Below are 23,399 nucleotides of genomic sequence, written 5' to 3'. Positions count from 1 at the left end.
GGCCCACGGCCGCGCCCGCGGGCGGCGGCGGCCGGCCCCCGGCGCCGCCTGCCCCGGCTTCCGCCCCCGCTGCCTCGGCCGGTCCCCCGGCCCCGGCAGCCACCCCGGCGCCCGCCCCCGGCGGGTACGCGCCCCCCTCCGGCGGCCTCGACCCCCGCATGCTCTGGCCGAACATCCTGGAGGCGGTCAAGAACCGCCGTCGCTTCACCTGGATCCTGCTCAGCCAGAACGCCCATGTGGCGGGCTTCGACGGCGCGACCCTCCAGCTCGGCTTCGTCAACGCCGGAGCCCGTGACAACTTCACGAGCAGCGGCAGCGAGGACGTGCTGCGGCAGGCGCTGGCCGAGCAGTTCAGCGTCCAGTGGAAGATCGACGCGGTCATCGACCCGTCCGGCGGCTCGGGGCCCCCGCCGTCCGGCGGCCCCGGTGGCGGCGGAGGCGGTGCGCCCGGCGGCTACGGCAGCCCCGGGGGCCACCCCAGCGGTGGCTACGGCGGTGGCGGCGGTTCCACGGCCCCGTCGGGCGCGGCCCCGACCCAGGCACCGGCGGCTCCCGCAGCCCCTGCCCGGCACGCGTCGCCGTCGGCAGCGGCGTCGGCCCACGCACACGCGGCGTCCGCCCCGGCCCCGTCCCGTCCGCCCGCCCCGGAACCGGTGGCCCCCGAGGACGACACCCCCGAGGACGACGACCCCGACCTCAACGAGTCGGCCCTCTCCGGCTACGAACTGATCGTGCGCGAGCTCGGAGCGACGGTGGTGGAGGAGTTCACCAACGAGTAGGGGCGACACGGACGTCCCCCGGCGGCGCCTCCTCCCGCCCTGTCGCTTGGAGGAACGCACAACGTGCCCGCCTCCCGGCTTTCGGAAGCCCGCACAAATCACCCCCGCCCCCGCCCGTTAGGCTGACCCCTGTGAACGTCCTCGTCATCGGCAGCGGCGCCCGCGAACACGCCCTGTGCCGCTCACTGTCCCTCGACCCCGCCGTCACCGCGCTGTACTGCGCCCCCGGCAACGCCGGCATCGCCGAGGTCGCCGAGCTGCACCAGGTCGACGCCCTGGACGGCGAGGCCGTGTCGGCGCTGGCCGTCGAGCTCGGCGCCGAGCTGGTCATCGTCGGCCCGGAGGCGCCGCTGGTCGCCGGGGTCGCCGACGCCGTACGCGACGCGGGCATCCCGGTGTTCGGCCCCTCGAAGGAGGCCGCGCAGCTCGAGGGCTCCAAGGCGTTCGCCAAGGACGTGATGGCCGCGGCCGGCGTGCCGACCTCCCGCTCCTACGTCTGCACCACCCCCGAGGAGGTCGCCGAGGCCCTCGACGCCTTCGGCGCGCCGTACGTCGTCAAGGACGACGGCCTGGCCGCCGGCAAGGGCGTCGTCGTCACCGACGACCTGGAGGCCGCCGCGGCGCACGCGGCCGGCTGCGAGCGGGTCGTCATCGAGGAGTTCCTCGACGGCCCGGAGGTCTCCCTCTTCGCGATCACCGACGGCGTGAGCGTCGTTCCGCTCCAGCCCGCCCAGGACTTCAAGCGCGCCCTCGACGGCGACGAGGGCCCCAACACGGGCGGCATGGGTGCCTACTCGCCGCTGCCCTGGGCGGACCCGAAGCTGGTGGACGAGGTCCTGGAGACGGTCCTCCAGCCGACCGTCGACGAGATGCGCCACCGCGGCACCCCCTTCTCCGGACTGCTCTACGCGGGCCTCGCGATCACCAGCCGCGGCATCCGGGTCATCGAGTTCAACGCCCGTTTCGGCGACCCCGAGACGCAGGTCGTCCTGGCCCGGCTGAAGACCCCGCTGGCCGGTGTCCTCAAGGCGGCCGCCACCGGTGACCTCGCCGACCTGCCGGCCCTGCGCTGGAGCGAGGACGCGGCCGTCACCGTCGTCATCGCCTCGCACAACTACCCCGGCACCCCGCGCACCGGCGACCCGATCTCCGGCCTCGCCGAGGTGGCCGCCGAGGACGCCCCGCACGCGTACGTCCTGCACGCCGGGACCAAGTACGACGGCGACGACCGCGACACGGTCGTCAGTGCCGGCGGACGCGTCCTGTCCGTCACCGCGACCGGCACGGACCTCACCGAGGCCCGCGAGCGCGCGTACCAGGCGCTCGGGCGCATCGGGCTCGACGGTTCGCAGCACCGTACGGACATCGCCGCGAAGGCGGCGGCAGGGGCGTAGGCACCCGCCGCGGCAGGCATCAGCAGGGATCTCCCAGGCCCCGGGCCACCATGGAACTCCGTACGGAGGACCCGTGGAACCCGGGGCCTGATCGTTGCCCACCGTCATCCACCTTTCCCCAAAGCCATTCCATCGTGTGAGCGCTGAGCTATCCGGCTGACGTGGGCCGGAGCGCCAACTAGGGTGCGGCGCAAGCGTTCCGGCACTCGTTCCGGCACTTGGCCCACCGGCATTGCGATGTCAGTGGTCGGTGCCACAGTGGGGGAGTGACCACTGCGAAGACAGCCGGGGGAAACAGGACCGTAGGGAGGGGGTGAGGTCCGGTCGTGACCGGTATGGGAGTGGAGATGGGCGCGCAGGCCGCGCGGGCCCGGGCACTGGCGGTGCTACGCATCCGCAGCCGGGCGCTCGCCGTCGCGCTGCTGCCCGCGGCCGCCGCGGTGATCCTGCTGGCGGGCGGTTCCACCGGGCACTTCGTGGGCCCGGGATGGGACACCGCCCGCTGGACGGTGTCCGTCGTCGCGGCGGTCGTACTGCTGGCCGCCGGCGTCATCGGCCTGGTCGTCGCCCGCGCGCGCCCCGCGGTCAGCCCCACGGTCGCCATCGCCGAGGAGGCGGCCCCCGATCTGTACCGGCTGGTCCGGGACCTCGCCGACCGCCTCGACGTCCCCGCGCCCTCCGCGATAGCGCTCACGCCGGACTGCGACAGCTGGCTGGAGGACCGCACCCACCCGGCCCACGGCCCGTCCCCGTCCCGCGGCGGCGACGAGATAGCCGGCCCGGGCGGCTCCGGCGGCCCCCTCCACCGCCGTACGGCAGCGGCACCGGTGCTCGTCATCGGCTCCCCGTTCCTGTGGTGGATGCGCGTGGGCGAGCTGCGCGCCGTGCTGGCCCCGGTCGTCGCCGGTACGGGCCCTTCGGCGCACCCCGACATAGCCGCGGCCCGGCGCTTCGTGCGCGGGCTGGACGCCGCGGTGGCCGTCAGCGCCTACCGGGGTGACCGGTATCCCGTGCTGCGCCCGGCCTGCTCGGGCATCGGCTGGGCCGCCCGCCTGATGCTGCGCGGCTGTCAGATCCACGCCGGCGAGATGGAGCGGGGCGTCGCCGCCGCGGCCTCCGAGCGTGCGCAGGCCGTGGACTACGGGCTGCGCATCGTCGCCCAGGAGCAGGTGGGGCTGGCCTACGCGGGCTGGGACCGTCTGCTGACGCGGGTGGCGCTGCCCGCCTGGCGGATGGGCCGCTGGCCCTCCCGGCTGGACGCGGGCGTCGTCGCCGCCCTCACCGAGCTGTCCCGGCGCGACCGGCTGGCCGAGGGGTTCGCCTCCCGGCTCGGCGAACGCCCCGCCTGCGACCTGCTCGAAGAGCCCGGCACGATCGACGAGGCCGCCTCGCTGCTCGCCGCCCGCCTCTTCCACGGCGGCCCCGCGGATCCGGGCCCGGACTGGTCACCGGTGGCCTGGGAGGACTACCCGGACGAGGTGGTCGACCGCAAGTGGCGCACCGACGCGGCCCGGCTCCACCGAGTCCTCGACACCCTCGGCGTCCGCCGCTCCTGCGACCCCACCGCCACCGCCCACCCCGGCGGCCCCCACCCCGGCGGCCACAGCGGCCCCACTCTGTCCCGAGTCCTGGACCACCTGACGGACAGACCCGCCGACCCGGAGGGCTCCCACCCGATGGACCCGACCGACCTGGCGGACCCGACGGACCTCGCGGACCGGTCCACCCTGGCGGACCCGACGGACTGGACCGACCTGGCACGCCCGACGGCCTCAGCCGCCCCTGCGGCGACACCAGCCCCGGCCGCCGAGCCGAGCGTGCCTGCGGCCCCTGTATCCGGCCCGGCATCCCTGCCATCCCCCACGGACGCCGACGGTCTCACTGACCCCACCAGGCCTTCGGGCCCCGCGGGCCCCAATGGCCTCTCCGGCGCTGATGGCCCCGCGGGCCCCACCAGCCCTTCGGGCCCCACTGCCCCCAACGGCCTCTCGGGTGCTGCTGGCCCCGCTGGTCTCGCTGACCCCAATGGCCTCTCCGGCGCTGATGGCCCCGCGGGCCCCACCAGCCCTTCGGGCCCCACTGACCCCAACGGCCTCTCGGGTGTTGCTGGCCCCGCTGGCCTCACCGACCCCAGCGGCCCCATCGACCCCAACGGTCCTTCTGCCGCCCCCGGTCTGCCGACCTCGCCGGCCCCCGCCCGCGCCGGCTATCCCGAAGCCGAAGCCGAAGCCGAAGCCGAAGCCGAGGCCGAGGCCGAGGCCGAAGCCGAACCCCCCGCCCCCCTCCAGGCCCCCGAACCCGCCTACCTCGCGGATGACGAGGACCTCTTGCCTCCGAACCCCCGCAGCGTGGCCCTCGCCGCCGGGATCGGTGCCGAGCTGGGGCGGGAGGAGGCCGCAGCCGCGGCGGCGGCGCCCCCCGTTCCGTCCGGCCCCACGGCGCCCGGGCAGGGCCCCGACATGGCCCTCTGGGACCAGGACGCGCTCCCCCTGTTCCCCCTCCAGCCCCCGCGCACCGAGCGCGAGCTGCTGGCCGATCACGTCACGGCGATGGTCTGTTGCGCCGCGATGGACACCGTCGGCGCCGTTCCGGGTCTCGACTGGCTCGACGGCCCGACCCTCCTGGTCGACGGCGAGCGCGTGGCCGACCTGGCGCCCCGGGTGCTCAGCCTCGTCGAGGACGGCGACGCGGTCCCCCTGCGCACCTGGCTGGTGGAGCTCGGGATACGCCCGGAGAAGCCGGTACGGCTCGGCTGAACGCCCCCGAAGCGCCGACGCTGCCCGTGCCGTCCGCCCTCGGCCGGCCCCCGGCAACCCTCGGCAACACCCCACCGACCAAGACCGAGCGGAGCTCTATATTCCACTTTCGGCCAATTCGCAACGAATAGTGACTGCCTGCGCGCGTTATGTGATGTGCTGGGATCGATCGGGCCCATGGCAAGGGCTTGCGACATAGGACAAACGCGCAGGGCGGTCACGTACGGCGTACGCACGAAGCAGCACGGGGGCACAAGGGAGGGGAGCACCATGGAACCCGGACCAGGACCGGAACACATCCGCCGATGGGAGTCGGGAGCACTGGCCCACGCCGTGACGGACCCCTTCGGACAGGGCCCCGTCCCCTGGCTGCGCGGCAGCGAGACGTACTTCGACGACACCGGCCAGGTCGTCCCCTGGTACGTGGACACGGCCCCCGCCCCCACCCGGGGCGGCCTCCGGGTCCCGGCCCCCCGCACCGCGCCCTCGGCCGGCGGCCCCCGCTCGGCCGACGACGTGCGCCGCCAGATCAAGGGCTTCGTCTCCACCGGCGCGGTCGCCCCCGGCGAGGCCGTCGACTTCCACATCACGGTCGACCCGCCCCAGGAATTCAGCGTCGACGTCTACCGCATCGGCCACTACGACGGCGACGGCGCCGCCAAGATCACCACCAGCCCGCGCCTCTCCGGCATCGTCCAGCCCCCGCCGCTGGCCGCCGACCGCACGGTCTCCTGCCACCACTGGTGGCTCTCCTGGCGCTTACAGGTCCCGTCGTACTGGAACGGCGGCGCGTACGTGGCCGTCCTCACCACCGTCGACGGCTACCGCTCCCACGTCCCCTTCACGGTCCGCGACCACCACCCCGCCGATCTGCTCCTGCTGCTGCCCGATGTCACCTGGCAGGCCTACAACCTCTACCCCGAGGACGGCCGCAGCGGCGCCAGCCTCTACCACGCGTGGGACGAGGACGGCCGTCTCCTCGGCGAGGCCGACGCCGCGACGACGGTCTCCTTCGACCGGCCGTACGCAGGCGCGGGCCTGCCCCTCCATGTCGGCCACGCCTACGACTTCATCCGCTGGGCCGAGCGCTACGGCTACGACCTCGCCTACGCCGACGCCCGCGATCTGCACGCAGGTCACATCGACCCCACCCGTTACCGCGGCCTGGTCTTTCCCGGCCACGACGAGTACTGGTCGACGAGCATGCGCCGCACCGTGGAACTCGCCCGCGACAGCGGCACCTCACTGGTCTTCCTGTCCGCCAACTCCCTCTACTGGCAGGTGGAGTTGGGCCCCTCCCCGTCCGGCGTCCCCGGCCGCCTGCTGACCTGCCGCAAGCGCAAGGGACCCGGCAAACCCGTCCTGTGGCGGGAGATCGACCGCGCCGAGCAGCAGTTGGTCGGCATCCAGTACGCGGGCCGGGTGCCCGAGCCGCATCCGCTGATCGTCCGCAACGCCGACCACTGGCTGTGGGAGGCGACCGGAGCGTGCGACGGCGACGGCATCGAGGACCTGGTGGCGGGTGAGGCCGACCGCTACTTCCCGCGCACCCCCCTCCCGCCCCACGAGGACCGCATACTCCTCGCCCACTCCCCGTACGCCGACAGCGAGGGCGTCCTCCGCCACCAGGAGACCTCCCTCTACCGGGCCCCCTCCGGCGCCCTGGTCTTCGCCTCCGGCACCTTCGCATGGTCGCCGGCCCTGGACCGCCCCGGCCATGTGGACCCCCGCGTCCAACGCGCCACGGCCAACCTCCTGGACCGCATCTGCAAACGCGACTGACGTCCGTACGCCCGCCCGCCCCACCCACGATCCGACCCGCTGTCCTCGATCGATCCCGATGTACGGGACAATCACCCCACTGAGACAGAACCACGGGGAGGAACCGTGTCCGGATTCGTAGAAAAGCCCGAGCCGCTTCAGGTGCCGGGTCTGGTGCATCTGCACACCGGCAAGGTGCGCGAGCTGTACCAGAACGAGGCGGGCGACCTCGTGATGGTCGCCAGCGACCGCACCTCCGCCTTCGACTGGGTGCTGCCCACCGAGATCCCCGACAAGGGCCGTGTCCTCACCCAGCTCTCCCTGTGGTGGTTCGACCAGCTTCGCGACCTGGTCCCGAACCACGTCCTGAGCACGGAACTGCCCGCCGGCGCCCCCGCCGACTGGGCCGGCCGCACCCTCGTCTGCAAGTCGCTCCGGATGATCCCCGTGGAGTGTGTGGCCCGCGGCTACCTCACCGGCTCGGGCCTCGCCGAGTACAAGGAGTCCCGCACGGTCTGCGGCCTCGCCCTCCCCGAGGGCCTGGTCGACGGCAGCGAACTCCCCGCGCCGATCTTCACCCCGGCGACCAAGGCCGCCGTCGGTGAGCACGACGAGAACGTCTCCTACGAGGAGGTCGCCCGTCAGGTCGGCGCCGACACCGCCGCCCAGCTCCGCCAGGCGACCCTCGCGGTCTACGGCCGCGCCCGCGACATCGCCCGCGACCGGGGCATCATCCTCGCCGACACCAAGTTCGAGTTCGGCTTCGAGGGCGAGAACCTGGTGATCGCCGACGAGGTCCTCACCCCGGACTCCTCCCGCTTCTGGCCGGCCGACCAGTGGCAGCCGGGCCGCGCGCAGCCCTCGTACGACAAGCAGTTCGTGCGGGACTGGCTGACCTCGGCCGAGTCCGGCTGGGACCGGGCGAGCGAGCAGCCCCCGCCGCCCCTGCCGCAGCACATCGTGGACGCCACCCGCGCGAAGTACATCGAGGCCTACGAGCGCCTGACGGGCATCAGCTGGTCCTGACGCGAAAGGCCCCGGTCGATGACCGGGGCCTTTGCGATGGAGCGGACGACGAGGCTCGAACTCGCGACCTCAACCTTGGCAAGGTTGCGCTCTACCAACTGAGCTACGTCCGCACTGCGCCGTGGTGAAGATGCCGTGGCGCGAGGCCAACTATACCCAACCCCGCTCCCGGGCGAGCCGCACGGCCGCGTGCCGGTTCTCCGCCCCGAGCTTGGAGACGGCCGACGACAGATAGTTCCGTACGGTCCCCTGGGACAGCGCGGCCCGCTCGGCGATCTCCGCGACGGGCGCCCCGTCGGCGGCGAGTTCGAGCACCTCCGTCTCGCGCGAGGTCAGCGGCGAGTCACCGGCGGCGATCGCGTCGGCGGCCAACTCCGGGTCGACGTACCGGTTCCCGGCGTGCACGGTACGGATGATCTCCGCGAGCCGCTGCGCGCTCACCGTCTTGGGGACGAACCCCCGCACACCGGCCGCGAGCGCCCGCTTGAGATGCCCGGGCCGGCCGTGGCTGGTGACGATCAGTGCCCGGCACTCCGGCAGTTCGGTGCGCAGGGATGTGGCGACGTTCACACCGTCGGTGCCCGGCATCTGCAGATCCAGGACGGCGACGTCGGGCCGGTGCGCCAGCGCCATCGCCAGCGCCTCCGGTCCGGTGGCCGCCTCGGCGACGATCATCAGGTCGTCCTCCAGGGAGAGCAGCGCGGCCAGCGCACCCCGGATGAGATGTTCGTCGTCGGCGAGCAGTACCCGCACGGTCATGAAGCGACCTCTCTCACAGCGGCCTTTCCGCTCAACGGAACCTCGGCGACGACCCGGAAGACGCCGGCCTCGACGAACCCGGCCTCCAGCGTCCCGTCGACGCCCCGCAGCCGCTCCCGCAGCCCGGTCAGTCCCGACCCACCGCCGGCGCCGTTGGGCCCCGCGCCGTCGTTCTCCACCGTCAGCACCACGTGTTCCTCCGTCCTGCGCAACGCCACCGAGCATCGGCCGGCGTTTCCGTGCCGGAGCACGTTGGTGGTGGTCTCGCGCACCACCCAGGCGAGCGCGGACTGCACCTCGGTGGACAGCCCGCCGGTCTCCCCGTTCACCGCGCACGCGATGCCCGCCGCCTTCAGTACCCCCTGCGCGCCCGCGAGTTCGACGCCCAGGTCGGCCTCCCGGTATCCACGTACGACGGCGCGCACCTCGCGCTGCGACTCCTGCGCGATGCGCTGCACCTCGATCATCTGCTCCACGGCGTCCGGTCGTCCCCGCCGGGCCAGCTGCACGGCCAGCTCGCTCTTCAGGGCGATCACCGCCAGATTCCTGCCCATCACGTCGTGCAGATCCCGTCCGAACCGCAGCCGTTCCTCGGCGACGGCGAGCCGGGCCCGGGTGTCACGGGCCTCGTCGAGCTTGTAGACGGCGTCGAGCAGCCAGACGGAGAAGACGGAGGTGAAAGCGAGGAATCCGCCGCCGAGGAACACCGCGGTCATCGTCACCAGAGTGGCCGGGCCGGGCAGTCCGACCGGGAACGCCACGACCCCGGCGCCCAGCGCGAAGCCGGCGACGACCGCGAACACCCGTCGCCGTCTGCGTACGCCGAGAGCGGTGAAGCCGGCCCCGAAGACCAGCACGACTCCGAAGACCCCGCCCGCGGCGGTGTCGACGCCCTCGTGGTCCGGACCGCGCTCCGCGATCCCGATCGCGGTGACGGCGACGACCGCGGTGGCCGCGGCCAGGGCCCACAGCAGCCGGAGGGGCTGCGGCCGGCGCCCGCGCGTCCAGTCCAGCGCCCGTGACGCCGTCACCGCGCTCAGCACGCAGTGCCCGACCGTCATCGCCGGCAGCCACCACCCGGTGCCGGTCCGCAGCCCGCCGGTGAACGGCAGTCCCACCGCCATGAACTCGGCCACGGCGAAGAAGTGGAACGACCACCGCGTATATGTCTCGACCTTCGCGGGCGTGCTCTTCCGCCGCCACCAGCCCCACGGCCTGCGCATCCGCGCGCCCCCCGTTTCCCCGTACTCCCCGCGCCGCGTGTACGTCAGCGCCGGGGCTCCCATCGGAACCACCGGCGTACAGCAAACACCGCCAGCAGGGTCCAGGCCAGTGCGGTGGCCAGGGCGCCCAGGGCCTCGTACGCCGACAGACTTCCGGTCCAGCCGCCGCGTATCAGGGTGATCACCGGCGACAGGGGCAGCAGTTCGCAGACGGAGGCGAGCCGGTCGGGCAGCAGTTCCAGGGGGACGGTCACGCCGGAGCCGGTCATCGACACGAGCACCATGGGCATCGTGGTGACCTGTGCGCTCTCGACGGTCCGGGTCACCGCCGCCGTGACCGCCGCCAGCGCCGCGCACATCACCAGGCCCAACAGCAGTCCCAGAACGGCGAGATGAGGGGCCTTGGGGGCCGGCAGGTCGAGCAGGACCGTGGTGCCGGCCACCAGCACCAGGGACTGCACCAGTCCCGTGGCGACGACGGGCAGCGCCGCCCCGCCGAGGATCTCCGGATCCCGCAGCTCGCCGGTACGCAGCCGCTTCAGTACCAGCTCCTCGCGCCGGGCGGTGTAGATGGCCGCCAGCGCCGAGTACACCCCGAACAGCAGCGAGAAGCCGATCGCGGCGGGCAGCAGCACCAGGCCGGCGCTGAGTCCGACGTCCTCCACGTCCATGTCCTCGACCACCGTCGCCAGGCTCACCGGCAGCACCAGTGGCACGAACACGGCCGCGATGATCGTGCTCCTGCTCCGCCCGAGCAGGGTCAGCTCGGCGCGTGCGAGGGCGGCCAGCCGGCTCGCGGGAGTCGTGACCGCACGGCCGGCCGCACGGGTGGCCGGGTCCTTCACCGATGCCCCGCTCATGCCGCGACCTCCTCGGTCTCGTCGTTCCTCGACGCCTCCCGGGCGATCCCCAGGAACGCCTCCTCCAACGAGGCCGACCGCACATCCAGCCTTCGCAGCACGACCTGGGCCCGCTCGGCCCACACCAGGAGCCCGGTCGCCGCCCGCTGGAGCTCCCGGGTGCGCAGCCGTACGACGCGCCCGTCGACCTCGTGACCGCACACACCCAGCTCGCCCAGCGGAGGCAGATCGCCCACGAAGTACCCCTCGGGCAGTTCGAAGGTGATCCGGGACGGCTGGCCGCCGGTCACCTCGGCGGGTGTCCCGGCGGCCGCGATCCGGCCCTGGTGCAGGATGGCCAGCCGGTCGGCGAGGTTCTCCGCCTCCTCCAGGTAGTGCGTGGTCAGCAGCACCGTCGTACCGGCGTCGCGCAGGGCGCGCACCAGGTCCCAGGTGTCCCGGCGGCCCTCGGCGTCCAGGCCGGTGGTCGGCTCGTCCAGGAACAGCACCTCGGGTTCTCCGAGGACCGCGAGCGCCAGGTCGAGGCGCCGCCGCTCACCGCCGGACAACTGCTTGACCCGGACGTCGGCCCGCCCGGCGAGTCCGACCAGTGCCAGCGCCTCCCTGATCGGGCGGGCGCCGCTCACACAGCCGGCCCACATGCGGGCGGTCTCGGCGACGGTCAGCTCGGAGGGGAAGCCGCCCTCCTGGAGCATCACGCCGGTGCGCGGCCGGACGGCGGCCCGCTCGGTGTACGGGTCGTGGCCGAGAACCCTGATCCGCCCGCCGTCGGGGCGTGCGAGCCCCTCCAGCAGTTCGACCGTCGATGTCTTTCCGGCGCCGTTGGTGCCGAGCAGCGCGAAGATCTCACCGCGGCCGACGTGGAAGGAGATCCCACGGACCGCTTCGAACCCGCCCCCGTACACACGCCGGAGGTCGGTGACCTCGATCACGTGTTCATTCGTGTCCATGCCTCAAGCCTCCCCGCGGGCCGAGGCCGGCAGCAGTGCGAGGTGTCACCACTCCGTATGACAAATGTCAGAAGGCCGCGCGCGACGCGCACCCGCTCAAGACAGTCGCCACCCGTTCAAGGCAGCCGCGCACCCGTTCACGGCACACGAAAAGACCCCGGTCCAATGGACCGGGGTCTGATTCCCGAGCGGACGACGAGGCTCGAACTCGCGACCTCAACCTTGGCAAGGTTGCGCTCTACCAACTGAGCTACGTCCGCATTGCCTCCGACCGGCTTTCACCGATCGGCGCGAGCACCACCCTACCTGATCCACAGCAGTGGCCAGACAGGTCATGCAGAGCGGGTGACAGGGATCGCACACTGCGCCTTCCCCCTGGAAGGGGGATGTTCTACTACTGAACTACACCCGCGTGTACTCCGTGAGCTGGGCTTTTCGGCCTGGCCCCTCGGCGTGCTCCAGACTCTAGCTGACCAGGAGGGGTGCAGCGCAAGTCGGTACGTTCGAGGGGCCGGTGACCGGCCGTCGGCCCGCGGCTCACGGGGAGCCGATCAGCGAGTGCGGCTCACTGCGCGTCGGCGAACGCCTCGTAGACCTTCTTGGGGATGCGGCCGCGCGCCGGCACCTCCAGCTTGTTGGCCTGGGCCCAGGCCCGGACGGCCGCGGGGTCGGGAGCGACCTCCGTCTGCCTGTACGCCTTGCCGGACCTCGACCGCTTGCGGCCGGCGTCGACGTAGGGCTCGAGAGCCTTACGCAGTTTCTTGGCATTGGCTTCATTCAGGTCGATCTCGTACGACTTGCCGTCGAGCCCGAAGGCGATCGTTTCCGCCGCTTCCGAGCCGTCGATGTCGTCAAAGAGAGTGACCACGACCTTCTGCGCCACGAATATCGGTCCCTTCGTGCGACACCTCTGCGATGACGTGCCAAGACGTCACGGAGATGTCGACTGTCCGCCTGTTATGGGGCAAAGTATCGGCTATTGACAATTCATTTGTACAGTGCCCGGCATTGCAATGTGAAGCTCGACTAAATCTGCCCGCGTGTCCCAGGGCAATAGGGAACGTTGGCGCACCCCGGATCTTTCCCTGAAATTTTCACCAAGGCACTGGTCCGATACCTGATCGTGATGGCGCTCACGTAGTTTCCTACAACTCTACCCGCGTAGAAATTTTGTACGGGTAGTCTGAAGACACCTGTTGGAGACACCCCGCAGGCACCTGCTCAGCACCACACCACCGGGAGTGCCAGTGGCACGCGTCGTAGTCGACGTCATGCTCAAGCCGGAGATCCTCGACCCCCAGGGCCAGGCGGTGCAGCGCGCACTGCCGCGGCTGGGTTTCGAAGGCATCTCCGACGTACGTCAGGGAAAGCGATTCGAACTGGAAGTTGACGGGCCGGTCGACGAGGCCGCCCTCGCCCGCATCCACGATCTTGCGGAATCCTTCCTCGCGAACACCGTGATCGAGGACTTCACCGTCAAGGTCGAGTCGGAAGAAGCAGTCGCGGGGGCCGCGAAGTGACCGCTCGTATTGGCGTCGTCACTTTCCCCGGCAGCCTCGACGACCGGGACACTCAGCGTGCGATCCGGCTCGCGGGTGCCGAACCCGTCGCTCTCTGGCACAAGGACAAGAACCTCCATCAGGTGGACGCCGTGGTGCTGCCCGGCGGTTTCTCCTACGGCGACTATCTGCGGGCCGGAGCCATCTCCCGCTTCTCGCCGGTGATGGAGACCGTCATCGAGCAGGCGAAGGCCGGTCTTCCGGTCCTGGGTATCTGCAACGGCTTCCAGATCCTCACCGAGGCCCACCTGCTTCCCGGCGGGATGCTCGGCAACGACCACCTCCACTTCATCTGCCGCGACCAGAAGCTGCGGGTGGAGAACGCGGAGACCGCCTGGACCGCCGACTACGAGGCGGGCCAGGAGATCCACATCCCGCTGAAGAACATGGACGGCCGGTACGTCGCCGACGAGCGCACCCTCGACCAGCTCGAGGCCGAGGGCCGGGTCGTCTTCCGCTACCTGGCCCGCGACGGAGTCGCCAATGAGCGGGGTAACCCCAACGGCAGCCTCCGTGACATCGCCGGCATCACCAACGAGGCCGGCAACGTCGTGGGCCTCATGCCGCACCCGGAGCACGCCGTCGAGCCCCTCGTCGGCTCCGGCCGCACCGACGGTCTCCCGTTCTTCACCTCGATCCTCAAGAAGCTGGTCAACGCATGAGCCGGACGCCTCTGGACACGGTCGAGCACGCGGCCGAGACCCCCGACGTCGAGCTGCCCTGGGCCGAACTCGGTCTGAAGAAGGACGAGTACGAGCGCGTGGTCGAGATCCTCGGCCGCCGCCCGACCGGCGCCGAGCTGGCCATGTACTCGGTCATGTGGTCGGAGCACTGCTCGTACAAGTCCTCCAAGGTCCACCTCCGCCAGTTCGGTGAGAAGGCCCCCCGGTCCGACGCGCTGCTCGTGGGCATCGGCGAGAACGCGGGCGTCGTCGACGTCGGCCAGGGCTACGCGGTCACCTTCAAGGTCGAGTCGCACAACCACCCCTCGTACGTCGAGCCCTACCAGGGCGCGGCCACAGGCGTGGGCGGCATCGTCCGCGACATCATCGCGATGGGCGCGCGTCCGGTCGCGGTCGTGGACCCGCTGCGCTTCGGCGCCGCCGACCACCCCGACACCAAGCGCGTCCTGCCGGGCGTCGTGGCCGGCATCGGCGGCTACGGCAACTGCCTGGGCCTGCCCAACATCGGCGGCGAGGTCGTCTTCGACGCCTGCTACCAGGGCAACCCGCTGGTCAACGCCGGTGCCATCGGCGTCATGCGGCACGAGGACATCCACCTCGCGAAGGCGTCCGGCACGGGCAACAAGGTCATCCTGTACGGGGCCCGGACCGGCGGCGACGGCATCGGCGGCGCGTCGATCCTCGCCTCCGAGACCTTCGACGACGCCAAGCCGTCGAAGCGTCCCGCCGTTCAGGTCGGCGACCCCTTCCAGGAGAAGCTCCTCATCGAGTGCACCCTGGAGGCCTTCGCCGAGAAGCTGGTCGTCGGCATCCAGGACCTCGGCGCGGCCGGCCTGTCCTGCGCCACGTCCGAGCTGGCCTCCAACGGCTCCGGCGGCATGCGCGTCACCCTGGACGACGTACCGCTGCGCGACTCCACGCTCTCGCCCGAGGAAATCCTCATGAGCGAGTCGCAGGAGCGCATGTGCGCGGTCGTCGAGCCGGCGAAGGTCGACCGGTTCCTGGAGATCTGCGACAAGTGGGACGTCATCGCGACCGTCATCGGTGAGGTCACCGACGGCGACCGGCTGGAGATCTTCTGGCACGGCGGCAAGATCGTCGACGTCGACCCGCGGACCGTGGCCCACGACGGCCCGGTCTACGAGCGCCCCTACGCCCGCCCGGAGTGGCAGGACGCCCTCCAGGCGGACGACGCGAACCAGCTGCCCCGGCCCACCACCGGCGCCGAGCTCAAGGACCAGGTGCTCAAGCTGGTCGCCTCGCCCAACCAGGCGTCCAAGAAGTGGATCACCTCGCAGTACGACCACTTCGTGCAGGGCAACACCGTCCTCGCGCAGCCCGAGGACTCCGGCATGATCCGGATCGACGAGGAGACCGGCCTCGGCGTCGCCATCGCGACCGACGGCAACGGCCGGTACGCCAAGCTCGACCCGTACGCGGGCGCGCAGCTGGCCCTCGCCGAGGCCTACCGGAACGTGGCGACGACCGGCGCCAAGCCGCTCGCCGTCTCCGACTGCCTGAACTTCGGCTCGCCCGAGGACCCGGCGGTGATGTGGCAGTTCGCGGAGGCCATCCGCGGCCTCGCGGACGCCTGCCAGCAGCTGGGCACCCCGGTGACCGGCGGCAACGTCTCGCTCTACAACCAGACGGGCGAGGTGGCCATCCACCCGACCCCGGTGGTGGCCGTGCTCGGTGTGATCGACGATGTCGCGCGCCGCACGCCCGTCGCCTTCCAGGAGGAGGGCCAGCTGCTCTACCTCCTCGGCGACACGCGTGAGGAGTTCGGCGGTTCGGCCTGGTCCCAGGTCGTCCACGACCACCTCGGCGGTCTGCCCCCGAAGGTCGACCTGGAGCGCGAGCGGCTGCTCGGCGAGATCCTGATCTCCGCCTCCCGCGACGGCATGATCGACGCCGCGCACGACCTGTCCGACGGCGGTCTGATCCAGGCGGTCGTCGAGTCGGCGCTGCTCGGCGGCAAGGGCGCGCGGCTGGTCGTACCGGACGGGCTCGACGCCTTCACCCTTCTGTTCTCCGAGTCGGCGGGCCGTGCCGTGGTGGCCGTCCCGCGCTCCGAGGAGCTGCGGTTCAACGACATGTGCGGGGCGCGCGGCCTGCCCGTCACCCGCATCGGTGTCGTCGACGGCGACACGGTCGAGCTCCAGGGTGAGTTCGAGCTGTCCCTGGAGGAGCTGCGCAAGGCTCACGAGGACACCATCCCGGCGCTGTTCGCGTAAGCACCCGCGGCATCTGTACGGCGGCCAAGGCCTCGCCCGTTCCCACGGGCGGGGCCTTCGTCGTGCCGTCACAGGGTCGCGCGGAGCGGGACGGGCCCGGTGTCACAGGCGGCCACTAGGCTCACCGCCATGCCCCCGGCCAGGAAACGCACCCGCGCGTACGACCCCGCCAAGACCCGTGCCGCGGTCACCGCGCAGTTCGGGAACGTCCGGCGGGCCGTGGCCGGCCTCGGCCCCGAGCAGCTCGCGCTGCCCACACGGCTGCCGGGCTGGACCGTACGGGACCTGGCCGCGCACGTGACCATGGCGGTGGCGACGGTCGGCCGCAACCTCGACCGGGACGAGCCCCCGAAGGCGGAGCTCACGCTCCTCGAGTGGCCGTTCGCCACCGCTGCCCGGGCCGCCGACATCTCCGACGGCACCCGGGACCTCGCCGTGGCCCACCCCGACCTGAACGCCCTGTTCACCCGCACCGAGGAGGGCTTCGCGGAGGCCCTCGGCACCGCTCCCGGCGACCGCCTCCTCGCCACCCGCACCGGCGCGATGAGCCTCGCCGACTACCTCGTCACCCGGACCGTCGAGCTCGTCGTCCACACCGACGACCTGAACGCCGCCGTCCCCGGCCTGGACGTCCCGTACGACCGCCAGGCGCTCGCCGCCGCCACCCGGCTCCTCGCCGACGCCCTCGCCGCCAGGGCGCCCGGTGGCGCGACGGAGGTGCGGATCCCGCCGTACGCCGTCGTGCAGTGTGTGGAGGGCCCCCGGCACACCCGGGGCACCCCGCCCAACGTCGTCGAGACCGACCCGCTGACCTGGATCCGGCTGGCCACAGGCCGGGTGACCTGGCCGGACGCCGTGGAACAGGCGAAGGTCGCGGCGAGCGGCGAGCGGGCCGACCTCAGGGCGCTGCTGCCCCTCATGTCCTGAATCCGACCCCGGGTGGAACCGACCGCCCCACCCGTCCCGTCGAACCGGCATGTACCGGCAGAGGCACAGCCCTACGCACACGTACAAGCAGCGCCTGACGCTGACCGCGGCCGTCCTGCTCATCCCGCTCGCCGCGGCCTGCGGCAGCGAGAAGGCGGACGGTGAGCAGCCCGGCAGCGGGGCGGTGAGCGCCGAGCAGCCCGTCACCGGTGTCCGCTGGAACGTCGACAGCGTCACCGTGGACGGCACCACCCACCGCGCCCCGGCCGGCGCGCACGTCGAGATCCGGGACGGCAAGGCGGCGGGCAGTTACGGCTGCAACAACTTCACCGCCAAAGCCGCCGTCGCGGGCGACAGCATCCGGTTCAGCGACGCCAGGTCGACCAGGATGGCCTGCGCGGAGCAGCCGATGGACTTCGAGCGCACGCTGGCCGGCACCCTCGCCGAGGGCGCCCTCAGCACCGAGGTCGACGGCACCCGGCTGACGCTCGCCACGGCCGACGGCGATCAGGTCCTGCTGACCAGGAAATGACCCGCGGGCGGCTCCTCGGCTGCGGTGAGGCGCGCCCGTCGGCCCCGATGGTGTGCGACACCTCACTCGCCCCCGCGGAACGGGTGCTCGGGCGGTCGCCCCCGAGGCCCGTCCGGCCATCCAATGGATCATCATATCCGGCCATTGACCTGCGGAAATGAGTCGATCATGGAGGTGGTGGCCGCCCGGTGATCGAGTTACCGGCGGGTATCCCCAATTCGGACCAGTGGTCGATCTCGCCTACACTCGGAGGCGTGCCACGTGGTGACGGTCGACTCAGTCATGATCTGCTCCCCGGCGAGAAGGGCCCCCAGGACGCTTGCGGCGTCTTCGGAGTCTGGGCTCCCGGTGAAGAGGTCGCCAAGCTCACTTACTTCGGGCTCTACGCCCTCCAGCATCGAGGTCAGGAATCCGCGGGGATCGCGGTCAGCAACGGCTCCCAGATCCTCGTCTTCAAGGACATGGGCCTCGTGTCCCAGGTCTTCGACGAGACCTCGCTCGGTTCGCTCCAGGGTCATATCGCGGTCGGACACGCCCGCTACTCGACCACCGGGGCCTCCGTGTGGGAGAACGCCCAGCCGACGTTCCGTGCCACCGCGCACGGCTCGATCGCGCTCGGTCACAACGGCAACCTCGTCAACACCGCCCAGCTCGCCGAGATGGTCGCCGACCTGCCCAAGCAGGAAGGCCGCACCCCGCGCGTCGCGGCGACCAACGACACCGACCTGCTCACCGCGCTGCTCGCGGCCCAGGTCGACGAGAACGGCAAGCCGCTGACCATCGAGGAGGCGGCCCACCAGGTCCTTCCCCAGGTCAAGGGCGCATTCTCGCTCGTCTTCATGGACGAGCACACCCTCTACGCCGGCCGCGACCCGCAGGGCATCCGCCCGCTGGTCCTCGGCCGCCTGGAGCGCGGCTGGGTGGTCGCCTCCGAGTCCGCCGCCCTCGACATCTGCGGCGCCGCCTACGTCCGTGAGATCGAGCCCGGCGAGTTCATCGCCATCGACGAGAACGGACTGCGGACCTCCCGCTTCGCGGAAGCGAAGCCCAAGGGCTGTGTCTTCGAGTACGTATACCTGGCCCGCCCGGACACCGACATCGCCGGCCGGAACGTGTACCTCTCCCGCGTGGAGATGGGCCGCAAGCTGGCCAAGGAAGCGCCGGTCGACGCCGACCTGGTGATAGCGACCCCGGAATCCGGCACCCCGGCCGCCATCGGTTACGCCGAAGCCTCCGGCATCCCCTTCGGCGCGGGTCTCGTGAAGAACGCGTACGTCGGCCGGACGTTCATCCAGCCCTCGCAGACCATTCGACAGCTCGGTATCCGGCTGAAGCTGAACCCGCTGAAGGAAGTCATCAAGGGCAAGCGCCTGGTCGTCGTCGACGACTCGATCGTGCGCGGCAACACCCAGCGGGCCCTGGTCCGCATGCTCCGCGAGGCCGGCGCGGCCGAGGTCCACATCCGGATCTCCTCGCCGCCCGTGAAGTGGCCCTGCTTCTTCGGCATCGACTTCGCCACGCGCGCGGAGCTCATCGCCAACGGCATGACCATCGACGAGATCGGCACCTCCCTGGGCGCCGACTCCCTCTCCTACATCTCCATCGACGGCATGATCGAGGCGACCACCATCGCCAAGCCGAACCTCTGCCGCGCCTGCTTCGACGGCGAGTACCCGATGGAGCTTCCGGACCCCGAGCTGCTCGGCAAGCAGCTCCTGGAGACCGAGCTGGCCGCGGGTCCCGCAGCCACGGCCGCGGCTGACGCCATCCGTCGCCCGTAGCGCCGCAGAGCCCCGTTTCACCAACCCGAAAGATCCCAGGCAATGTCTGAGACCAGTGCTTCCGGTGCGTCCTACGCGGCTGCCGGAGTCGACATCGAGGCGGGCGACCGCGCCGTAGAGCTGATGAAGGAGTGGGTGAAGAAGACGCAGCGCCCCGAGGTCCTCGGCGGCCTCGGCGGCTTCGCCGGCCTCTTCGACGCCTCCGCCCTCAAGCGTTTCGAGCGTCCGCTGCTCGCCTCCGCCACGGACGGCGTGGGCACCAAGGTCGACATCGCCCGTCAGCTGGGTGTGTACGACACCATCGGCCACGACCTGGTCGCCATGGTCATGGACGACATCGTGGTGTGCGGCGCCGAACCGCTGTTCATGACCGACTACATCTGCGTCGGCAAGGTCCACCCCGAGCGGGTCGCCGCCATCGTCAAGGGCATCGCCGAGGGCTGCGTGCTCGCCGGCTGCGCCCTGGTCGGCGGCGAGACGGCCGAGCACCCGGGTCTGCTGGGCGAGGACGACTTCGACGTGGCCGGCGCCGGTACGGGCGTCGTGGAGGCCGACCGGCTGCTCGGCCCGGATCGTATCCGCACGGGTGACACCGTGATCGCCATGGCGGCCTCCGGTCTTCACTCGAACGGATACTCCCTGGTCCGGCACGTCCTGCTGAAGCAGGCCGGCCTGTCCCTGGAGTCGCGGATCGACGACCTCGGCCGCACCCTCGGCGAGGAGCTCCTGGAGCCCACCAAGATCTACTCGCTGGACTGTCTGGCGCTCACCCGCACGACGGACGTGCACGCCTTCTCGCACATCACCGGCGGCGGCCTCGCGGCCAACCTGGCCCGGGTGATCCCGGACGGCCTGCACGCCGTCGTGGACCGCTCCACCTGGACCCCGGCCCCGATCTTCGACCTGGTCGGCAGGACCGGCTCCGTGGAGCGCCTGGAGCTGGAGAAGACCCTGAACATGGGCATCGGCATGATGGCGATCGTGCCCGAGGAGTCGACGGACGTGGCCCTGGCGACGCTGGCCGACCGTGGTGTGGAGGCCTGGGTCGCCGGCGAGATCACCGAACGCGGCGAGCACCCGACGGGCGCGGAGCTGGTCGGGGACTACGCCGGCCGATGACCGGGCGGTCCTGCGACCGGGCAGGCCCGTGACCGCGTAGGCAGCACAAGACCCGGTCGGTGACCGAAGTCACCGACCGGGCGGGTGCTCAGTACAAGGTCAAGCGCCGCGACGGTGTTGCGAGGAATCCTCGCCGTCATCCTCGTCGTCGTCCCCGTACAGCTCGGCGTACCGGGCGTACGGGTCGTCGTCTTGCTCATCGTCATCGTCATCGTCCTCGAATGGCTCACCATTCGGCGGAATATTCGATGGCGATGCGCCCAGCTCTTCGGCCAGGCGTGAGAGATCTGTCCCGCCGCTGTTGTACTTCAGCTGGCGGGCGACCTTCGCTTGCTTGGCCTTGGCCCGGCCGCGCCCCATGGCTCGACCCCCTCAACGACGGGGCTCGACGGCCCCAGGTTGACACGCGTTCATGATCCAGGACGGTCTCTCCGTGGAGAGCCCGTCGTAGGGCTCCCACGGTACCTGAGCCCACGCCCGTACGGTACGTCGCCCGTAGCACGCGCGTGTGCGCGGCACCTTTCGGTCGCCCCGTCCTGGCTGGTCAGTGGCGATTTTAACCACTTATCGGCGGCCGACCCGCCGGGAAGAGTGAGAGTTCTCTCCAACTTTCCTCCCGGCGGTACCGCCGAAACCCCCGGAGGGGTCGCAGCGGGCCCTACGGGAGGGTCACCAGCCGCGCGCCTGGGCGGCCTCGTGCATCCGCTGCTCCGCGATCCGGTCGGCCGCCGCGGCCGGCGGAATCCCGTCCGCCTTCGCACGAGCGAAGATGGCGAGCGTGGTGTCGAAGATCTTCGCGGCCTTCGCCTTGCACCGCTCGAAGTCGAAACCGTGCAGCTCGTCGGCGACCTGGATGACGCCGCCGGCGTTCACCACGTAGTCCGGCGCGTAGAGGATCCCGCGGTCGGCGAGGTCCTTCTCCACACCCGGGTGGGCGAGCTGGTTGTTGGCCGCGCCACAGACGATCTTCGCGGTCAGCACCGGCACGGAGGCGTCGCTCAGGGCGCCGCCGAGCGCGCAGGGCGCGTAGATGTCGAGCCCGTCGATCTCGATCAGGCGCTCGGTGTCGGCGACCACACCCACCGAGGGGTGCTTGTCGGCGATCCGCCGCACGGCTTCCTGGCGCACGTCCGTGATCACGACCTGGGCGCCCTCCGCCAGCAGGTGTTCCACCAGGTGGTGGCCGACCTTGCCGACGCCCGCGATGCCGACCGTGCGGCCCCGCAGCGACGGGTCGCCCCACAGGTGCTGCGCGGAGGCCCGCATGCCCTGGTAGACGCCGAAGGCGGTCAGCACGGACGAGTCGCCGGCCCCGCCGTTCTCCGGTGAGCGCCCGGTCGTCCAGCGGCACTCTCGGGCCACGACGTCCATGTCGGCGACATAGGTGCCGACGTCGCAGGCGGTCACGTACCGACCGCCGAGCGAGGCCACGAAACGGCCGTACGCGAGCAGCAGTGCTTCGGTCTTGATCGTGTCGGGATCGCCGATGATCACGGCCTTGCCGCCGCCGTGGTCCAGACCGGCCATGGCGTTCTTGTACGACATCCCGCGGGCGAGGTTCAGCGCGTCGGCGACGGCCTCCGCCTCGGTCGCGTACGGGTAGAAGCGGGTACCGCCGAGGGCCGGGCCCAGAGCGGTGGAGTGGAGGGCGATGACGGCCTTGAGGCCGCTGGCGCGGTCCTGGCAGAGCACGACTTGCTCATGACCGCCCTGGTCCGAGTGGAACAGGGTGTGCAGTACATCAGCAGGTGCGCCGAAAACGTCGGTCACTGTGGTGACTCCCGGGTATCGAGCGGCGGTCGGGACGCAGGCACCGTAAGGGTGGCGGGGCCTGATGGACTGAGAGTAGAGCCTGCCTGGCCCGCCGATCTCGCAGTGTCAGGGATCACCTTCTCCCGGAGTGCCTCCGTGGGACGATTCGCAGGGTTTCCCGATCGGCCGAAGGGGGAGGGAGCAGGCGTGCCCAAGGTGTCCTCGGTGGTCGTTCCGTACGCGGTCTATCTGCGTGTGTACGAGCCGCTGGCCGCCTTCCCCGAGCCCGAGCGCACCCACTGGACCCGCTACGCCGGCCGCCCCGAGCTCCCCTCCTACCAGGACGAGCTGCGCCGCTCGCTGGCCGACCTGCTGCCCACCCCTCCGGTCGCGGTGCCCGTGCACGAGAGCGGCGACGCGTTCCTGGCCCAGGTGGACGGGGTGCTCTGTGTCTGCCCCTGGCGCACCCGGCTGCGCGGCTGGCTGGCCCTGGCGGAGCTGGAGGACGAGCTGCCCCGGCCGGTCCTGGAGGCGGCACTGCCCGAGGTCGTGCGTCTGGAGGCCGCCAAGGACCACGAGCGGTGGCTGGAACGCAACCCCGATGCCCGCCCGTGGATCCGTACCGCCGTCTGGCAGGTGCCCCTGAACTGGTTCGTGCTCGTCTCCGAGGAGGAGCGGGAGTACGAGAAGGGGACGGCGGAGGTGGCCCCCGTGCTGCGCTATCGCACCCCGATGGTGCAGGCGCGACGCAGGGTGGCCCGGTCGCTGCGGACTTTGAAGGACACCATGGACGGCGGGCCGCTCGTCGAGGGCCTGGTGGACGTGGGGCGCTGGCTCGAGGAGTTCCACCCGCGTTCGCTGGTGGAACTGGATTACGGCGGCCTGGTGCACGTGCTGCCGGCGGGTGATCTGGAGGACGATCACTCGGCGCAGGACGTGGCCGAGGCCATCGAGGCGCTGCGGATCGGCGACGGCGCGGCGGCGGGCGAGGCGTACGCGCGGCTCGTGGAGCGGTGGCGGTCGGTGCGGGAGCGGCGCTCGGCGAACTGACGGCCGCCGTGGGTTGGCACGGCCGCCGACCTCCCGCGTTTGCTGTGATCTGACGATGTGACAGATGCGACAGCGCTTTCATTAGTGACGCACGTCACGGCCGTGAAGCAGTGGAACAGCGTACGGTCAACCGCACTTCACGGAACTGACGGGACGTAGGTCCCGATCCGGGCTTATGTCGCAAGGGTGATGGAACGCACGTACGCGGCCCTTGCGTCGCTTACCCCTCCTCGTGCCAAAATAGGACAAGGAGT

19 protein-coding genes, 3 tRNA genes and 1 pseudogene are annotated in these 23,399 nt (G+C 71.5%); 13 read left to right on the top strand and 10 right to left on the bottom strand.

Features of this window, described 5'->3' with window-relative positions; genetic code table 11:
• The 5 genes and pseudogenes from ACFVYS_RS39550 to ACFVYS_RS39530 all read left to right on the top strand — a co-directional run.
• Positions 1–779 (top strand): annotated as a pseudogene (locus tag ACFVYS_RS39550) (DNA polymerase III subunit gamma and tau); the annotation flags it as partial.
• Between the two features lie 131 nt (positions 780–910).
• The gene (gene purD, locus ACFVYS_RS39545) at positions 911–2,173 is read left to right on the top strand and encodes a phosphoribosylamine--glycine ligase (RefSeq protein ID WP_389510148.1); all 1,263 of its coding nucleotides are present in this window, start codon (positions 911–913) and stop codon (positions 2,171–2,173) included.
• A gap of 335 nt (positions 2,174–2,508) precedes the next feature.
• Positions 2,509–4,929, top strand: coding sequence for a hypothetical protein (locus ACFVYS_RS39540; RefSeq protein ID WP_389510150.1), 2,421 nt, complete (start codon positions 2,509–2,511; stop codon positions 4,927–4,929).
• A gap of 270 nt (positions 4,930–5,199) precedes the next feature.
• The gene (locus ACFVYS_RS39535) at positions 5,200–6,711 is read left to right on the top strand and encodes a N,N-dimethylformamidase beta subunit family domain-containing protein (RefSeq protein WP_389510146.1); all 1,512 of its coding nucleotides are present in this window, start codon (positions 5,200–5,202) and stop codon (positions 6,709–6,711) included.
• A gap of 105 nt (positions 6,712–6,816) precedes the next feature.
• Positions 6,817–7,716 (top strand): phosphoribosylaminoimidazolesuccinocarboxamide synthase, encoded by a 900-nt coding sequence (locus ACFVYS_RS39530; protein ID WP_389510145.1) that lies wholly within the window; start codon positions 6,817–6,819, stop codon positions 7,714–7,716.
• Positions 7,717–7,753: 37 nt separating this feature from the next.
• Here ACFVYS_RS39530 and ACFVYS_RS39525 read toward each other — a convergent pair.
• The 8 genes from ACFVYS_RS39525 to ACFVYS_RS39490 form a co-directional block, all read right to left on the bottom strand.
• Positions 7,754–7,829: transfer RNA gene (locus ACFVYS_RS39525), tRNA-Gly, on the bottom strand.
• 37 nt (positions 7,830–7,866) lie between these two features.
• The gene (locus ACFVYS_RS39520; protein ID WP_389510143.1) at positions 7,867–8,475 is read right to left on the bottom strand and encodes a response regulator; all 609 of its coding nucleotides are present in this window, start codon (positions 8,473–8,475) and stop codon (positions 7,867–7,869) included.
• The gene (locus ACFVYS_RS39515; RefSeq protein ID WP_389510139.1) at positions 8,472–9,698 is read right to left on the bottom strand and encodes a sensor histidine kinase; all 1,227 of its coding nucleotides are present in this window, start codon (positions 9,696–9,698) and stop codon (positions 8,472–8,474) included. Before ACFVYS_RS39515 ends, ACFVYS_RS39520 begins: the two co-directional genes overlap by 4 nt.
• A gap of 44 nt (positions 9,699–9,742) precedes the next feature.
• A complete protein-coding gene (locus ACFVYS_RS39510) occupies positions 9,743–10,558 on the bottom strand; it encodes an ABC transporter permease (RefSeq protein WP_389510137.1) in 816 nt (271 codons plus the stop codon).
• A complete protein-coding gene (locus ACFVYS_RS39505; RefSeq protein WP_389510135.1) occupies positions 10,555–11,508 on the bottom strand; it encodes an ABC transporter ATP-binding protein in 954 nt (317 codons plus the stop codon). Before ACFVYS_RS39505 ends, ACFVYS_RS39510 begins: the two co-directional genes overlap by 4 nt.
• Before the next feature lie 187 nt (positions 11,509–11,695).
• Positions 11,696–11,768, bottom strand: a tRNA-Gly gene (locus tag ACFVYS_RS39500).
• An 80-nt stretch (positions 11,769–11,848) separates the two neighbouring features.
• Positions 11,849–11,920 (bottom strand) — tRNA-Gly (locus ACFVYS_RS39495).
• A gap of 153 nt (positions 11,921–12,073) precedes the next feature.
• The gene (locus tag ACFVYS_RS39490) at positions 12,074–12,391 is read right to left on the bottom strand and encodes an Lsr2 family protein (RefSeq protein ID WP_389510133.1); all 318 of its coding nucleotides are present in this window, start codon (positions 12,389–12,391) and stop codon (positions 12,074–12,076) included.
• A 364-nt stretch (positions 12,392–12,755) separates the two neighbouring features.
• Between ACFVYS_RS39490 and purS the strand changes: the two genes are divergently transcribed.
• The 7 genes from purS to purM all read left to right on the top strand — a co-directional run bounded on the left by purS (position 12,756) and on the right by purM (position 20,343).
• Positions 12,756–13,028 (top strand): phosphoribosylformylglycinamidine synthase subunit PurS, encoded by a 273-nt coding sequence (gene purS, locus ACFVYS_RS39485; protein WP_020131278.1) that lies wholly within the window; start codon positions 12,756–12,758, stop codon positions 13,026–13,028.
• Positions 13,025–13,729 (top strand): phosphoribosylformylglycinamidine synthase subunit PurQ, encoded by a 705-nt coding sequence (gene purQ, locus ACFVYS_RS39480; RefSeq protein ID WP_389510131.1) that lies wholly within the window; start codon positions 13,025–13,027, stop codon positions 13,727–13,729. Before purS ends, purQ begins: the two co-directional genes overlap by 4 nt.
• Positions 13,726–15,984 (top strand): phosphoribosylformylglycinamidine synthase subunit PurL, encoded by a 2,259-nt coding sequence (gene purL, locus ACFVYS_RS39475; protein ID WP_389510129.1) that lies wholly within the window; start codon positions 13,726–13,728, stop codon positions 15,982–15,984. Before purQ ends, purL begins: the two co-directional genes overlap by 4 nt.
• Positions 15,985–16,113: 129 nt before the next feature.
• Positions 16,114–16,911 carry a sterol carrier family protein gene (locus ACFVYS_RS39470; RefSeq protein ID WP_389510127.1) on the top strand — a complete coding sequence of 266 codons (798 nt, stop codon included), beginning with the start codon at positions 16,114–16,116 and terminating at the stop codon, positions 16,909–16,911.
• Positions 16,912–16,960: 49 nt separating this feature from the next.
• Positions 16,961–17,443 carry an META domain-containing protein gene (locus ACFVYS_RS39465; protein ID WP_362268073.1) on the top strand — a complete coding sequence of 161 codons (483 nt, stop codon included), beginning with the start codon at positions 16,961–16,963 and terminating at the stop codon, positions 17,441–17,443.
• A 254-nt stretch (positions 17,444–17,697) separates the two neighbouring features.
• Complete coding sequence (purF, locus tag ACFVYS_RS39460) at positions 17,698–19,224, top strand: amidophosphoribosyltransferase (protein WP_389510125.1); 1,527 nt, start codon at positions 17,698–17,700, stop codon at positions 19,222–19,224.
• Between the two features lie 42 nt (positions 19,225–19,266).
• A complete protein-coding gene (gene purM, locus ACFVYS_RS39455; RefSeq protein ID WP_389510123.1) occupies positions 19,267–20,343 on the top strand; it encodes a phosphoribosylformylglycinamidine cyclo-ligase in 1,077 nt (358 codons plus the stop codon).
• 99 nt (positions 20,344–20,442) lie between these two features.
• Here purM and ACFVYS_RS39450 read toward each other — a convergent pair whose 3' ends face one another.
• Both ACFVYS_RS39450 and ACFVYS_RS39445 read right to left on the bottom strand, forming a co-directional pair.
• On the bottom strand, positions 20,443–20,703 hold the full coding sequence (locus ACFVYS_RS39450; RefSeq protein WP_020131270.1) for a DUF3073 domain-containing protein: 261 nt from the start codon (positions 20,701–20,703) through the stop codon (positions 20,443–20,445).
• 309 nt (positions 20,704–21,012) lie between these two features.
• A complete protein-coding gene (locus ACFVYS_RS39445; protein WP_389510121.1) occupies positions 21,013–22,113 on the bottom strand; it encodes a Leu/Phe/Val dehydrogenase in 1,101 nt (366 codons plus the stop codon).
• Positions 22,114–22,302: 189 nt separating this feature from the next.
• Here ACFVYS_RS39445 and ACFVYS_RS39440 point away from each other — a divergent pair, with 189 nt between their 5' ends.
• Complete coding sequence (locus ACFVYS_RS39440; RefSeq protein ID WP_389510119.1) at positions 22,303–23,145, top strand: hypothetical protein; 843 nt, start codon at positions 22,303–22,305, stop codon at positions 23,143–23,145.
• Positions 23,146–23,399 lie beyond the last annotated feature (254 nt).

This window comes from Streptomyces sp. NPDC058295 (assembly GCF_042880655.1).
GTDB classification, from domain to species: Bacteria; Actinomycetota; Actinomycetes; order Streptomycetales; family Streptomycetaceae; genus Streptomyces; species Streptomyces coriariae.
Note: the sequence above shows the minus strand (reverse complement) of the source record. Positions and strands in the feature narration are given on the sequence as shown.